Annotated in this window: 11 protein-coding genes; 1 reads left to right on the top strand and 10 read right to left on the bottom strand. The window is 56.0% G+C overall.

Features of this window, described 5'->3' with window-relative positions:
• Positions 1–57: 57 nt before the first annotated feature.
• The 6 genes from odhB to sdhC all read right to left on the bottom strand — a co-directional run bounded on the left by odhB (position 58) and on the right by sdhC (position 7,590).
• Complete coding sequence (gene odhB, locus M2407_RS01200; protein ID WP_044548916.1) at positions 58–1,272, bottom strand: 2-oxoglutarate dehydrogenase complex dihydrolipoyllysine-residue succinyltransferase; 1,215 nt, start codon at positions 1,270–1,272, stop codon at positions 58–60.
• A gap of 11 nt (positions 1,273–1,283) precedes the next feature.
• Positions 1,284–4,097: a 2-oxoglutarate dehydrogenase E1 component gene (sucA, locus tag M2407_RS01195; RefSeq protein ID WP_020825675.1), complete on the bottom strand. Its 2,814-nt coding sequence runs from the start codon at positions 4,095–4,097 to the stop codon at positions 1,284–1,286.
• A gap of 261 nt (positions 4,098–4,358) precedes the next feature.
• Positions 4,359–5,075 carry a succinate dehydrogenase iron-sulfur subunit gene (locus tag M2407_RS01190; protein ID WP_020825674.1) on the bottom strand — a complete coding sequence of 239 codons (717 nt, stop codon included), beginning with the start codon at positions 5,073–5,075 and terminating at the stop codon, positions 4,359–4,361.
• A 16-nt stretch (positions 5,076–5,091) separates the two neighbouring features.
• Positions 5,092–6,858 (bottom strand): succinate dehydrogenase flavoprotein subunit, encoded by a 1,767-nt coding sequence (gene sdhA / locus M2407_RS01185; protein ID WP_020825673.1) that lies wholly within the window; start codon positions 6,856–6,858, stop codon positions 5,092–5,094.
• A gap of 1 nt (position 6,859) precedes the next feature.
• Complete coding sequence (sdhD, locus tag M2407_RS01180) at positions 6,860–7,207, bottom strand: succinate dehydrogenase membrane anchor subunit (RefSeq protein ID WP_020825672.1); 348 nt, start codon at positions 7,205–7,207, stop codon at positions 6,860–6,862.
• Entirely contained in the window at positions 7,201–7,590 is a 390-nt protein-coding gene (gene sdhC, locus M2407_RS01175; RefSeq protein WP_020825671.1) for a succinate dehydrogenase cytochrome b556 subunit, read from the bottom strand. The genes sdhD and sdhC overlap by 7 nt, the downstream gene beginning before the upstream one ends.
• Positions 7,591–8,323: 733 nt before the next feature.
• Between sdhC and M2407_RS01170 the strand changes: the two genes are divergently transcribed.
• Positions 8,324–9,616, top strand: a complete 1,293-nt coding sequence (locus M2407_RS01170; protein WP_020825670.1) for a citrate synthase — start codon at positions 8,324–8,326, stop codon at positions 9,614–9,616.
• A gap of 213 nt (positions 9,617–9,829) precedes the next feature.
• Here the strand turns inward: M2407_RS01170 and nei are convergent, their stop codons facing one another.
• Genes nei through M2407_RS01150 form a run of 4 tightly spaced genes read right to left on the bottom strand, consistent with a single transcriptional unit; the run spans position 9,830 to position 13,080 of the window.
• Entirely contained in the window at positions 9,830–10,621 is a 792-nt protein-coding gene (gene nei, locus M2407_RS01165) for an endonuclease VIII (RefSeq protein WP_046374263.1), read from the bottom strand.
• 57 nt (positions 10,622–10,678) lie between these two features.
• Positions 10,679–11,323, bottom strand: a complete 645-nt coding sequence (gene pcp, locus M2407_RS01160) for a pyroglutamyl-peptidase I (protein ID WP_187962453.1) — start codon at positions 11,321–11,323, stop codon at positions 10,679–10,681.
• Between the two features lie 9 nt (positions 11,324–11,332).
• A complete protein-coding gene (locus tag M2407_RS01155; protein ID WP_048759462.1) occupies positions 11,333–12,352 on the bottom strand; it encodes a DUF979 domain-containing protein in 1,020 nt (339 codons plus the stop codon).
• Complete coding sequence (locus M2407_RS01150; protein WP_259216577.1) at positions 12,349–13,080, bottom strand: DUF969 domain-containing protein; 732 nt, start codon at positions 13,078–13,080, stop codon at positions 12,349–12,351. Before M2407_RS01150 ends, M2407_RS01155 begins: the two co-directional genes overlap by 4 nt.
• Positions 13,081–13,166: the final 86 nt, after the last annotated feature.

Below are 13,166 nucleotides of genomic sequence, written 5' to 3'. Positions count from 1 at the left end.
GCTCCGTTGCCGCCGCGATGCAACTTCAATGATTTAAGATATACGCGCCCATCAGGGTTATACGTCCAGCAGCAGACGAGCCGGATCTTCCAGCATCTCTTTTACCGTCACCAGGTAACCGACGGATTCTTTACCGTCGATCAGGCGGTGATCGTAAGACAGTGCCAGATACATCATTGGCTGGATCACAACCTGGCCTTTAACCGCCATTGGGCGATCTTTAATGGCGTGCATGCCCAGGATGGCGCTCTGCGGTGGGTTGATGATCGGGGTAGACATCAGTGAACCGAATACGCCGCCGTTGGTAATGGTGAAGTTACCGCCGGTCAGCTCTTCCACAGTCAATTTGCCGTCACGGCCTTTAACTGCCAGCTCTTTGATTTTCTTCTCGATGTCCGCCATGCTCATGGTGTCTACGTCACGCAGTACCGGGGTTACCAGGCCGCGTGGGGTAGATACCGCAATGCTGATATCGAAGTAGTTGTGGTACACCACGTCGGTACCGTCGATGGAAGCGTTCACTTCCGGGAAGCGTTTCAGGGCTTCAACCACCGCCTTGATGTAGAAGGACATGAAGCCCAGACGTACACCGTGACGTTTTTCGAAGGCTTCACCGTACTGCTTGCGCAGGTCCATGATCGGCTGCATGTTGATTTCGTTGAAGGTGGTCAGCATCGCAGTGCTGTTCTTCGCTTCCAACAGGCGCTCGGCCACGCGTTTGCGCAGGCGGGTCATCGGCACGCGTTTTTCGCTGCGGCTGCTCAGAGCAGGCTGCGGTGCGGCTTCGACGGCGGCAGGTTTGTCGGCTTTTTTGCCGTTAGCCAGGTGCGCTTCCACGTCTTCACGGGTGATACGGCCACCCACGCCGCTGCCCTTGATGGCGGCAGCATCGAGATCGTGTTCGGCAATCAGACGGCGGATCGCCGGGCTGAGCGCGTCGTTGCTCTCTTCTTCCAGGCTGGCAGTCGCGCGCTGTGCAGGCGTGGCTTCTTTCTCCTGGCTCTTCTCGGCGGTCGGCTTGCCGGAGCTGTCACCCGGGCGGATGCGGCCTAGCAGTTGGCGAGAAAGCACGGTTGCGCCCTCTTCTTCCACGATCGCATCGAGGATCCCGGCTTCACTTGCCGGAACTTCCAGAACCACTTTGTCAGTTTCGATTTCAACCAGAACTTCGTCACGCTGGACGCTGTCACCTGGTTTCTTGTGCCAGGTGGCTACGGTCGCATCCGCAACCGATTCAGGAAGGTCAGGTACCAGAATATCTACGCTACTCATTTAGCTTTCCCTTAATCTTTAACAATATTCAGCGCGTCATTAACCAGAGCCTGCTGCTGCTTCTGGTGTACGGACATGTAACCGACTGCCGGAGAGGCAGAGGCTGGACGTCCTGCGTAACGTAAAGAAGCCCCGAACGGCACCACTTCACGGAAGTTGTGTTGGCTGCAGTACCAGGCGCCCTGGTTCAGCGGCTCTTCCTGACACCAGACGAAATCATGCACGTGAGCATACTTCTCCAGCACCGCCTGAACGGCCTGATGCGGGAACGGGTACAGCTGCTCGATACGGATGATAGCCACGTCTTTCTGGTCGTTCTTGCGGCGTTGTTCCAGCAGATCGTAATAGACCTTACCGGAGCACATGACCACGCGTTTGACCGCTTTCGGATCCAACTCGTCGATCTCGCCGATAGCCGGCAGGAAGGTGCCGTTAGCCAGCTCTTCCAGAGACGAGGTTGCCAGCGGGTGACGCAGCAGAGATTTCGGCGACATCACCACCAACGGACGGCGCATACCGCGCAGCGCCTGACGACGCAGCATATGGTAGACCTGTGCCGGAGTGGACGGGATGCACACCTGCATGTTCTGCTCAGCACACAGCTGCAGGTAACGTTCCAGACGCGCAGAGGAGTGCTCTGGGCCCTGGCCTTCATAACCGTGCGGCAGCAGCATCACCAGGCCACACATACGGCCCCATTTCTGCTCGCCGGAGCTGATGAACTGGTCGATCACCACCTGCGCGCCGTTGGCGAAGTCACCGAACTGCGCTTCCCAAATGGTCAGGGTGCGCGGTTCTGCGGTGGCGTAACCATATTCGAACGCCAGTACGGCTTCTTCCGACAGCACGGAGTCCCACACTTTGAACTCGCCCTGCCCGCTGTGAACATTGGCCAGCGGAACGTAGACCGAACCGTTTTTCTGGTTGTGCACCACAGCGTGACGGTGGAAGAAGGTACCGCGACCGGCGTCTTCGCCGGAAAGGCGAATCGGGATGCCTTCATCGACCATGGTGGCATAGGCCAGCGTTTCCGCCGCGCCCCAGTCGAACGCTTTGTTGCCTGCCGCCATCTCGGCGCGGTCTGCGTAGATTTTCGCTACGCGTGACTGCATTTCGATCGCTTCCGGCACGGTGCTGATGCGACGGGCCAGTTCCTGCAGGCGCTTCATCTCAACCTTGCTTGGGTACTCTTCATCCCATTCGTGGTTAAGGTACGGCGACCAGGTAAAGCTATGCAGGTTCATCGGACGCCACTCTTCAACCACGCAATCGCCGCGGTCGAGTGCATCACGATACAGGTTGACCATTTCCGTGGCATCTTCCAGGCTGGCGACTTTTTGTTCGGTCAGCACGTCAGCATAAAGCTTGCGCGGCGTTGGGTGTTTTTTGATCTTCTGGTACATCACCGGCTGGGTTGCACTTGGCTCATCGGCCTCGTTATGCCCATGGCGACGGTAGCAGACCAGATCGATCATCACGTCACGTTTGAAGGTGTTACGGAAATCCAACGCCAGGCGGGTCACAAAGGCCACCGCTTCCGGATCGTCAGCATTTACGTGGAAGATCGGCGACTGCACCATCTTGGCGATGTCAGTACAATATTCGGTAGAACGCGCATCCAACGGGTTGGAGGTAGTGAAACCAACCTGGTTGTTGATCACGATACGCACCGTGCCGCCCACTTCGTAGCCGCGAGCCTGCGACATGTTCAGGGTTTCCTGAACCACGCCCTGGCCGGTAATGGCGGCGTCACCGTGGATGGTGATTGGCAGTACCATATTGCTGCGCGCTTCGTCCAGACGGTCACGACGGGCACGAACTGAGCCCATGACCACCGGGCTGACGATCTCCAGGTGCGACGGGTTAAACGCCAGCGCCAGGTGAACCATGCCGCCTTCGGTTTCTACGTCGGAGGAGAAGCCCTGGTGATATTTAACGTCACCGGTGCCGAGGTGTTCTTTATGCTTGCCGGCAAACTCGTCGAACAGGTCGGCAGGTTTTTTGCCCAGTACGTTGATCAACACGTTCAGACGGCCGCGGTGGGCCATGCCCAATACCACTTCGCGCGTACCGTTCTTACCGGCGTGACGCACCATCTCTTTGAGCATCGGTACCAGCGCATCGCCACCTTCCAGCGAGAAGCGTTTCGCCCCTGGGAATTTGGCACCGAGGTAACGCTCCAGACCTTCCGCTGCGGTCAGTTCGTTCAGGAAGCGGCGTTTCTCATCATCGGTAAAGCTGGCGTGCCCCACCACCGATTCAATACGCTGCTGGATCCAGCGTTTCTCTTCAGTGTTGGTAATGTGCATGTATTCCGCACCGATCGAGCCGCAGTAAGTCTGCTTCAGCGCGGCATACAGGTCGCCCAGCTTCATGGTTTCTTTGCCGATAGCGAAAGAACCCACGTTGAAGGTTTCCTGGAAGTCGGCTTCGGTCAGGTTGTGATAGGCGGGTTCAAGGTCAGGAACTTGCTCACGCTGCCACAGACCGAGCGGATCGAGGTTGGCATGCTGATGTCCGCGGAAACGGAAGGCGTTAATCAGCTGCAGTACCTTGACCTGTTTGGCATCGGTGTCTGGGTCGTTGATGGTGGTGTTGTAACGCGCGGAGTCTTTCGCCAGGCGGCGGAAGTAGTCACGCGTTTGAGAGTGAAGCTGATCGGGTTTTACACCCGCGGTTGGTAGCTGTTGAAAAATGGAACGCCAGCTATCTTCAACGGAGCCCGGATCGGTTAAGAAGTCTTCATAGAGCTGTTCTATGTAAGACTGGTTCGCGCCCGCCAGATAGGAGGAATCCAGCCAGGCCTTCATTGCGCCGTTCTGCATCATGATCCCTTAAGCTTTGAAGCTTTAGTTTTCGCCGTGGTTAACATAATTACCGTGATGGATACGGTTTGCCGTAGAAACGGTTCACTCGACGTACTTTTACGGTACGTTCTGCTATGGACCTTGCGGTCCCTTACAAGGAACCTCTAAAAACCGGCGGGCGAACCTGGCTGCATAGTGCCGCAGCCACGGGTCAGTTTTTAGAGGCTCCCTCCTTTGTGATGTGCGCCGGAAACTGCCCGGCGCAGCATCTCATTCCGCTTATGCGCCGCGTTGCAGCAGCATAGACTTGATATGACCGATAGCACGCGTCGGGTTCAAGCCTTTAGGACATACACTGACACAATTCATAATGCTATGGCAGCGGAAAACACTGAAAGCGTCGTCTAGATCGTCTAAACGTTCTTCGGTTTCCGTGTCGCGGCTGTCAATCAGGAAGCGGTATGCCGCCAGCAGGCCAGCCGGGCCAATGAATTTGTCCGGGTTCCACCAGAATGACGGGCAAGAGGTCGAACAACAAGCGCATAAAATGCACTCATAAAGTCCGTCCAGCTTGGCGCGCTGCTCTGGCGATTGCAGGTGTTCACGCGCCGGCGGGTTCTTGCCGTCGTTCTGCAGGTAGGGTTTGATCTTTTCATACTGGGTGTAGAACTGACCCATATCCACCACCAGATCGCGCACTACCGGCAAGCCAGGCAGCGGGCGGATCACAATCTTGTTGTTGCCTTTACGCAGCGACGAGATCGGGGTGATGCACGCCAGGCCGTTTTTACCGTTCATGTTGATCCCGTCGGAACCACACACGCCTTCGCGGCAGGAACGACGGAACGACAGGCTAGGATCTTTTTCTTTCAGCAGGATCAAGGCATCCAGCAACATCATGTCGCGACCTTCTTCCGCTTCCAGGCTGTAATCCTGCATGTGCGGAGCGTCATCAACATCCGGATTGTAGCGATAAATTGAAAATTCGAGTTTCATCAATCGATCTCCGCAATTAGTAAGAACGCACTTTCGGCGGGAATGCCGGGCGCAGCTTCGGTTGCATGTTCACTTCACGACGCGTCATGCTTTCCGATTGCGGCTGATACAGCGAGTGACACAGCCAGTTGGCGTCATCACGTTCCGGGAAGTCGAAGCGGCTGTGTGCGCCACGGCTTTCGGTACGGAAGTTGGCCGACACGGCGGTGGAAAACGCGGTCTCCATCAGGTTATCCAACTCCAGGCATTCGATGCGCTGGGTGTTGAACTCGCTGGAGGTATCGTCCAGACGTGCGTTCTTCAGACGTTCACGGATCACTTTCAGCTCTTCCAGGCCTTTCGCCATCGCATCGCCTTCGCGGAATACCGAGAAGTTGTGCTGCATGCAGGCTTGAAGCGCCTTACGGATTTCGACCGGATCTTCACCGGAACGGGTGTTGTTCCAGCGGTTCAGACGATCCAGCGATGCTTCTACATCAGAATCGCTGGCATCACGGCTTTCGCCCTGCTCCGCCAGAGACTCATGCAGATGCATGCCGGCGGCACGACCGAACACCACCAGGTCCAGCAACGAGTTGCCGCCCAGACGGTTGGCACCGTGCACTGAAACGCAGGCAATTTCGCCCACGGCGAACAGACCCGGGATCACCACGTCTTCGCCTTTTTCGTTCACGGTCAACGCCTGGCCGGTCACTTTGGTCGGAATACCGCCCATCATGTAGTGGCAGGTTGGGATAACCGGAATCGGCTCTTTCACCGGGTCGACGTGCGCGAAGGTGCGCGACAGTTCCAAAATGCCCGGCAGACGGGATTCCAGCACTTCTTTGCCCAGGTGATCCAGCTTCAGCTTGACGTGTGGGCCCCATGGACCGTCACAGCCGCGGCCTTCGCGGATTTCAATCATGATAGAACGGGCTACGACGTCACGGCCCGCCAGGTCTTTGGCGTTCGGCGCATAGCGCTCCATGAAACGCTCGCCGTGTTTGTTCAGCAGATAACCGCCTTCACCACGGCAACCTTCGGTCACCAAGACCCCGGCGCCGGCGATGCCGGTCGGGTGGAACTGCCACATTTCCATGTCCTGCACCGGCACGCCGGCGCGCAGCGCCATGCCGACACCGTCGCCGGTGTTGATATGGGCGTTGGTGGTGGACTGGTAAATACGGCCCGCACCGCCGGTCGCCAGCACGGTGGCCTTGGCTTTGAAGTAAACCACTTCACCGGTTTCGATGCAGATAGCCGTGGTGCCGACCACTGCGCCATCCTGGTTTTTCACCAGATCCAGCGCATACCACTCGGAGAAGATAGTAGTGTGGTTTTTCAAATTCTGTTGGTACAGGGTGTGCAGCAACGCGTGACCGGTACGGTCAGCCGCCGCAGCGGTGCGTGCCGCCTGTGCGCCACCGAAGTTCAGTGACTGGCCTCCGAACGGACGCTGATAAATGCGGCCTTCGTCCGTACGGGAGAACGGCAGGCCCATATGTTCCAGCTCCAGAACCGCTTCCGGGCCGGTTTTACACATATATTCAATGGCGTCCTGGTCACCGATATAATCGGAACCTTTCACCGTGTCATACATATGCCATTCCCAGTTATCATCGTGGTTGTTGCCCAGCGCAACGGTGATACCGCCCTGCGCAGACACGGTATGGGAACGGGTCGGGAATACTTTGGACAGCAGGGCACAGCTGGAGCCTGCTTGAGAAATTTGCAGTGCCGCGCGCATACCTGCGCCGCCTGCACCGATAACTACAGCATCAAATTCTCTGATCGGCAGTTTCATCTTATGCACCCCACACTACGATTGTTCCGTACAGTAAATAGACCAGCAACACGACAACAATCGCCAGTTGCAACACCAGACGTACCGCCAAAGGTTTGACGTAATCCGTCAATACCTGCCACAAACCGACCCAGGCGTGAACCAGAATCGACAGCAGCGTCAGCAGAGTGAACACTTTCGTAATAGAGGTGGCGAAGAAGCCGCGCCAGATTTCGTAGGTGAGATCCGGAGCCGTAACGAAGAAGCCCAGGATATACAGAACATACAGGGTGATGACGATAGCGGAAGCACGCAGTAACAACCAGTCGTGTACGCCGTTGCGTCCTAATGCAGAAACATTGTTTACCATACGAGGACTCCAGCCAGAACTGACAGCACGACGGTCAGACCGATCGCCACCTGGGCAGAACGGGTACCGGCAGCTAAACTCTCTTCGATATAGCCAAAATCCATTAACAAGTGGCGAATACCACCGCAAATGTGATAGGCCAGCGCCGTGAGGATGCCCCAGAATATGAATTTGACAACGAAGCTATTCATGATGGCGGCAGCCTGCATGAACCCCTCTTGGGAAGAGAGAGACAGGCCCAGCAGCCAGAGGAGGATACCCACGGCAACGAAGGTAATTACGCCAGAGACTCGGTGTAAGATGGACGCTATCGCAGTTACGGGAAACCGGATCGTTTGCAGATCCAGGTTGACAGGTCTTTGTTTTTTCACGTTTTTGCCCACACAGCTCTTATTATTTTCCTTCCTCCGGCCTGGGCGGGGATCAGACAGCGTTAAGAGCCAAAACCCTCACACGTCACGCGCTCAAACAACAACATCCTCTGTGCTTAAACGGCGCGTAGTTATAACGCTGGGTGCTCCTACTTCAGGGTATCCCGGAGACCTGGCGGCAGTATAGGAGGATCACATTCTGATTACAATTCCCATACAATCCCTTTGGTAACATTTCCCCCGAACAGTGATTTAGATCACGAATTTCACAATTGGCACAAAATTAATTATCTGATTTGACAAGAGATCAACAATTCCATTACATATAGGGGCACAAACGGTCCTATGATGCGCTATAGGTCAGCAGATACACTTCCCCCTGTGTTCAAGATATGCAACAGTGTATTTGGCAGAACCTATCCCAATGGCGGTTTTTGCCGGACATGTTTGCAGCAGTTCGCCGCAGATTAAACAAAATAAGGCATATAAAACAGTTTATTGGGATAGGTTCAACAACCCCCGAACACGTCGTAGGTAAGATTAACAGAATATAACGAATTCCGATGAATCGTTAACAACTGGTCACCCGCCTCGTTCGCCTGGTTAGCACTCTGTACCCTACCCGCGCATTTGCGCAGTCGCTCACAGAGTTAGCGTCCGCACCATTTTTTGCGGGCAACCTGAGGAGAATTAAGGTATTTCAGTTGTTAGAGGTTTTTAAAATAAGGCGCTAAGGAGACAGTAAATGACTGATAAGAAAGCGACGCTAACCATTAATGATGGTGAAGCTCCAATCGAACTGGGCGTATTATCCCCGACACTGGGCCCCGATGTCCTCGATGTCCGCGCCCTGGGCTCCAAAGGTTATTTCACGTTTGATCCCGGCTTTACCTCTACCGCTTCCTGCGAATCAAAAATCACCTTTATCGACGGTGACAAAGGCGTGCTGCTGCACCGCGGTTTCCCGATTGAACAGCTGGCGAAAGAGTCTTCTTACCTGGAAGTGTGCTACATCCTGCTGTACGGCGAGACCCCAACCGCAGAAGAGTTCGAAACCTTTAAAACGACCGTAACCCGCCACACCATGATCCACGACCAGATCACCCATCTGTTCCGTGGTTTCCGCCGCGACTCGCACCCAATGGCAGTACTGTGCGGCGTGACCGGTGCCCTGGCGGCGTTCTACCACGATGCGCTGGACGTCAACAACGAGCGTCACCGCGAGATCACCGCGTTCCGCCTGCTGTCCAAAATGCCTACCGTGGCGGCCATGTGTTATAAATATTCCCTGGGCCAGCCGTTCGTTTACCCACGTAACGACCTGTCCTACGCCGGTAACTTCCTGCACATGATGTTCGCAACCCCGTGTGAAGAATACGTGGTGAACCCTGTGCTGGAACGCGCAATGGATCGCATCCTGATCCTGCACGCAGACCACGAGCAGAACGCTTCCACCTCTACCGTACGTACCGCAGGTTCTTCAGGCGCTAACCCGTTTGCCTGTATCGCGGCCGGTATCGCCTCCCTGTGGGGGCCGGCACACGGCGGCGCCAACGAAGCCGCGCTGAAAATGCTGGAAGAGATCAAAACCGTTGAGCACATCCCTGAGTTTATCAAGCGCGCCAAGGACAAGAACGACTCCTTCCGCCTGATGGGCTTTGGCCACCGCGTGTACAAGAACTACGACCCACGCGCCACCGTGATGCGCGAAACCTGTCACGAAGTGCTGAAAGAACTGAACAAGAAGGACGACAACCTGCTGGAAGTGGCGATGGAGCTGGAACACATCGCGCTGAACGACCCGTACTTCATCGAGAAGAAGCTGTACCCGAACGTCGACTTCTACTCAGGCATCATTCTGAAGGCAATGGGTATTCCTTCATCCATGTTCACCGTAATCTTCGCCATCGCCCGTACCATCGGCTGGATTGCACACTGGAACGAAATGCACGACGAAGGCATCAAGATTGCCCGTCCCCGCCAGCTGTACACCGGCTATGCCGAACGCGATTTCAAATCCCAGGTGAAAAACAAATAACGCCGCTTTACCCTACATAAAGCAGCACAAGCCGCCCGATGGGCGGCTTGTGCTGCTGACAAACATATAGTTTGGCAGCAGGCACCAAAGGTTTGATAATAACAAGGAAAATCAATTTATTGATTTTCGGCTGATAACACAAAGGGGGAAAAACCACGCTTTTATCCCCCTTTGTCAATAATCTGAAGCCGCCCGATGGGCGGCTTTTTTTTGCTATTTCTGACAGCCTGGACACCAATAAAACGGCCGCGACGACAACGAGGTACGGACGATCATCGCGCCGCAACGTTCACAGGGTTCACCGCTGCGGTGAAACACCTTGAAACTGAATAACGCGCCGTGATGACGGTTCTCATCCACCTGCCCGCGAGTCTGGTAAGACAGCCTCGGTACCGCCAGCAGGGCCTTTGCCAGCCGTTGCAAAGCCTCCGGTGACAGATCCTGCGGCTTATGCTGCGGTGCCAGTTCGGCCTGCCAGAGAATTTCGGCGCGCAGGTAATTGCCCAGCCCGGCGAGAAACGCCTGATCGAGCAACATGCCACCCAGTTGCCTGCGACGAAACTTCGGCGACAACAGTCGCTGTTCTACCGCGGTTTCCGTCAGCGTCATATCCAGCACGTCGGGGCCGATCCGTTGCAAAAACGGATGCTGTTCAATTTCTTCGCGCGGCCCCAGGGTAATATCTGACGCGCTGTACAACAGAATTGCCCGCTCCGCCGTTTCCAGCCGTACGCGCAGATCCCGTTTGGTTTCCGGCGTTTCCCCCGCGTTCACCACCTTCCACACGCCATACAATTGGTTATGGCTATAAAGCGTCAGCCCATTGGAAAAGTGGGTCAGTAACGCCTTGCCGCGCGGTTCGATAGCAATGATCCGCTCACCGATTAACCGGTCGCGATAGTGTTTAAGCTGGGGAAAGGCAAAACCGACGTCGGTCAGCGGCTGGTCGATCACCGCCGCCGCCAATGCATCTGCCGCCCGGCGAATCTCCGGTCCTTCCGGCATAGAATCACTCCTGAGTAGCCCCGACGCGACAAACCGCGCCGGGGGTAAAAACGGCGATTAATGCGTCGCGCCGCCGACGACTTTCAAATCGTGTTCAACCTGCAGCGCAATGGAAACGGCCAATTCCAGCGCAAACAGGACCGTGGTTGCCGCCATACTGGGGGCACCAGGATGGACAGCAGCCTGCTCCGGCAGATAAGGAATATGAATAAATCCGCCCTTGATCGCCTGCTGTTTGCTCAAACGGTGCAACAAGCCGTACATCACATGGTTGCAAACGTAGGTGCCGGCCGTTTGCGATACCGAAGCAGGGATACCCGCTTCACGCATCGCCTCGACCATAGCCTTGACGGGCAAGGTACTGAAATAAGCCGCAGGCCCCTTTTCAACGATAGGCTCGTCTATCGGCTGCTGCCCCTGATTATCCGGAATACGCGCATCGTCGATATTGATTGCCACGCGTTCCAGCGTAATGTCAGTCCGTCCACCGGCCTGGCCGATAGCTAACACCATCACTGGCTGCACGTCATCAATCGCCTCATTGAGCGCTTCCAGCGCCGCGCCGAATACGCAAGGCAGCTGGCGCGCAATAATGCGCGCGCCGGAAAGCTCCATATCATTGAGTTGCTTTACTACTTCCCACGAAGGATTAACGCGCTCGCCGCCAAAGGGCTCAAAGCCCGTGATCAATACCTTTTGCATGCGTTCTCCTTAAAGGAACATCAGGAAATAAAGCAGGAACACGTTCACCAGCAGCAGCAGCACCCCGGTCGGTACCTGCGCCTTGATCACCGCATTCTTGTCCGGCAATTCCAGCAACGCCGCCGGTACAATATTAAAGTTAGCAGCCATTGGCGTCATCAGCGTGCCGCAATAACCGGAAAACATGCCGATGGCCGCCATCACCGCCGGGTTACCACCGTGTTGCAGCACCAGGATCGGAATACCGATACCGGCGGTGACGATAGGAAAAGCGGCAAAGGCGTTACCCATCACCATGGTCAGCAGCGCCATACCGATGGCATAAACCGCCACCGCTATAAAGCGGTTATCCACCGCCAGATACTCTTGAGTCAGATGAGAGATGGCGGTACCGACGCCTGCGGTGGTAAACAGCAGGCCCAGCGTGGCGAGGATTTGCGGCAAAATAAACGCCCAACCGATGGAGTCCAGCAGGCGGCGCGCTTCCTGAATCGGCTGCAGCGCTTTCTCATGGGTCATTTTCACCGCAATGACCAACCCCAGCAAACAACCGACGGTCATCGAGAACAGAGTAATCAAGGTTGCGTGGTTACCGCTGCCGAATACCGCCGTTTGCAATGCCGGAATATTGTTGAACAGCAGCACGCCAACCACCGTCACCACCGGGATGGCCAGTGCCGGAATAAACAGCCGGTTACCCAGACGTTTCGCGCTCTCTTCGCGCTGCTGTGGGGTACGTTGATGATAGCTACCCAGACGCACACCGCCAAAGCCGGCGATCAACGCCATCACCACGACCACCACGCCGACGATAATATGCAGCATGCGTTTTTCGTTGCTGCCCTCCCCCAGCACGTCGCCCAACAGGCTATAGGTCCAGTCGCCAACCAGGAACACCACACCGTACAACGCCCAGAACAAACCGGTGGTAATACGCCGCGGGTTGGCGCGATCGCGGAACGACATCACGGCGACAATCAGCAGCACCACGCCGGCCAGCCAATAGAGATATTGTTGTTGGAAAGTCATTGGGCATCTCCTTTGGCCTGCAGTGCCGCCTGATTAAGCTGCGACAATTCAGCGCTGAGCTGCTTATCCATCCGGTAAAGTCGAAACGCATGGATCAGGAAGGCGAAGATAGCGGTGGGAATGCCCCACAAGGCGATATGCAGCGGCTCGGTCTGGATACCGCCGGATTCCAGCATAAAGTTGTGCATGAAGATGATCGCGCCGAAGGCCACAAAAATGTCTTCGCCAAAGAACAACCCGACGTTATCCGTCGCGGCAGACATGGCACGCAGGCGGTGACGCGTACGCTCCGGCAGCTCACCGTAACGGTTTTCCGCAGCCCCTTCCGCCATGGGTGCTAACAGCGGACGCACCATTTGCGGGTGCCCGCCCAGGCTGGTCAGCCCCATGGCGGCAGTAATTTCACGCACGAACAGATAGACGATCAACAAACGTCCAGCGGTGGCGCTTTTAATCTTGGCGATCCATGCCTGTGCACGCTCTTTCAAACCGTGGCGTTCCAGCAAACCGATCACCGCCAACGGCAGCAGCAGGATCAGCGGCAGGTTACGGGTATTCAAGAAGCCCTCACCGAGTTTTTCCAGGATCACATCCAGCGGCATCAATGCCGCCAGCCCGGTGATAATGCCGGCGACAATCACCACCAGCACGGGGTTAAAGCGTAAAACAAACCCGACCACGATGGCGGCAATGCCAATCAGTGGCCATACGTTAACAACCTGTTCCATAGCGCCTTCCTTTTCCCCTCGTCTTTCAAGCCACAGCGTTGTTAGCTGCATGGGCAAACGCCAGTCACTTACTTAAGTAAGCTCCT

The sequence above is a fragment of the Serratia sp. BIGb0234 genome, from assembly GCF_024809915.1.
GTDB classification, from domain to species: Bacteria; Pseudomonadota; Gammaproteobacteria; order Enterobacterales; family Enterobacteriaceae; genus Serratia; species Serratia liquefaciens.
The sequence above is the reverse complement of the archived record's forward strand: the minus strand, read 5'-3'. Positions and strand labels throughout refer to the sequence as shown.